Source organism: Moorena sp. SIO4E2 (assembly GCF_010671945.1).
Taxonomy (GTDB): domain Bacteria; phylum Cyanobacteriota; class Cyanobacteriia; order Cyanobacteriales; family Coleofasciculaceae; genus Moorena; species Moorena producens.
Map to the genome: position 1 here is coordinate 1 of NZ_JAAHIE010001185.1, position 1,493 is coordinate 1,493.

4 protein-coding genes are annotated in these 1,493 nt (G+C 41.7%); 3 read left to right on the forward strand and 1 reads right to left on the reverse strand.

Annotated elements, in window-relative coordinates; all coding sequences use genetic code 11:
• The coding region (locus F6K37_RS42005) for a phage tail sheath C-terminal domain-containing protein (protein ID WP_287257170.1) at window positions 1-365 on the forward strand (365 nt) is incomplete at its 5' end.
• A gap of 114 nt (window positions 366-479) precedes the next feature.
• Here the strand turns inward: F6K37_RS42005 and F6K37_RS42010 are convergent.
• Window positions 480-662, reverse strand: a complete 183-nt coding sequence (locus F6K37_RS42010; RefSeq protein ID WP_131826840.1) for a hypothetical protein — start codon at window positions 660-662, stop codon at window positions 480-482.
• Here F6K37_RS42010 and F6K37_RS42015 point away from each other — a divergent pair.
• Complete coding sequence (locus tag F6K37_RS42015; RefSeq protein ID WP_008186247.1) at window positions 642-1,106, forward strand: phage tail protein; 465 nt, start codon at window positions 642-644, stop codon at window positions 1,104-1,106. The two genes, F6K37_RS42010 and F6K37_RS42015, sit on opposite strands and share 21 nt — an antisense overlap.
• A gap of 125 nt (window positions 1,107-1,231) precedes the next feature.
• Window positions 1,232-1,493: phage tail protein (locus F6K37_RS42020; protein ID WP_287257171.1), on the forward strand; the 262-nt coding region annotated here is incomplete at its 3' end.

The following is a 1,493-nucleotide window of genomic DNA, read 5'->3' on the forward strand; positions in this document are numbered from 1 at the left end:
GGGGAGCAAGGACTTTAGCGGGTAATGACAATGAATGGCGCTATATCCCTGTGCGCAGACTGTTCAATCTCATTGAAGAATCGATTCAGAAAGCCACTGCATTTGTGGTCTTTGAGTCTAACAACACTATCACCTGGCTGAAAGTGAAGTCCCTAATTGAAAATTATCTAGAGGGATTATGGCGACAAGGTGCCCTGGCTGGTAGCACTCCTGAACAAGCTTTCTTTGTTAATATCGGACTGGGTAAAAGCATGAGAGCACAGGACATTTTAGAAGGACGGATGATTGTGGAAATTGGTCTGGCGGCAGTTCGTCCGGCTGAGTTCATTATCCTGAAATTCTCCCATAAATTACAGGAAGCATAGGGGGAATTGAAAATTCAAAATTCAAAATTCAAAATTCAAAATTCAAAATTCAAAATTCAAAATTCTAAGCATTCAGTGGTCAGCGGTCAGCAGTCAGTGGTCAGTGGTCAGCAGTCAGCCGTGAGCCATTCCCGTAGCGTGGCCAACGCCCAAGGCCAAGGCCAATGGCTGATGGCTGATAAATGATAGCTGATAGCTGATAGCTGATAGCTGATAGCTGATAGCTGATAGCTGATAGCTTAAACTAAACCTAAAGTAATTAAGGATAAATAAATCATGGCAGACACAGTAGAACAAATCAAAAATACTTATCCAATTCCGGTATTTTATTACCGAGTCACCATCGCTGGAGATAATTCCTATGCTTTCTCAGAGGTATCGGGATTAAGCATTGAATTTGAAACGATTACTTATCGAGATGGCCTGAGTTATAAAGAAGGGGCAAAGTACATGCCAGGATTAGACACTCCCATTAACCTAACCCTACAGAAAGGAATTGTCAGACAAGACAGCTATTTATTTGATTGGTTTAACACGATTAACCTCAATACTGTCGAAAAGCGAGATCTTACTATTGAATTGTTAGACGAGTCAGGTGAACCAGTTGTATCCTGGGAAGTTATAAATGCTTTCCCTAAGAAATTAGATGCACCGTCATTTAATGCCACTAGCAATGAAGTGGCTATTGAAAGTTTAGAACTAATGGCTAATACTCTCAAGGTTAATAACCCTCCATTATAATCATTAGACTTCTCTCTTCTCTCTTCCCTGCTCCCTGCTCCCTGCTCCCTGCTCCCTGCTCCCTGCTCCCTGCTCCCTAAAACCCAAGACTTTGTAGTTCACCGAATTGAAAACCGCTGTAAGTGATGGCAGATAATTTCCCCATTCCGGAACTTACTTTGACTGAAAATCCCCCGGTTGGATTTAATTTTATGGTCGTATTTTTCATTGCTGGAATTGTGCCTAATCCCTTAGATATTCGCTTTCAAAAGGTATCGGGAATTTCTGCGGAAATAAGCACAACGGACATCCGTGAAGGGGGTGAAAATATTTTCAGACATCGTTTGCCTAATCAGGTTACCTATAATAATCTGGTTTTAGAAAGAGGAATGGTGATTGGCTCTCCTC

Coding starts and splice junctions, on each gene's coding strand:
- F6K37_RS42015 (WP_008186247.1), top strand. CDS start 642: ATGGCAGACACAGTAGAACAAATCAAAAATACTTATCCAATTCCGGTA.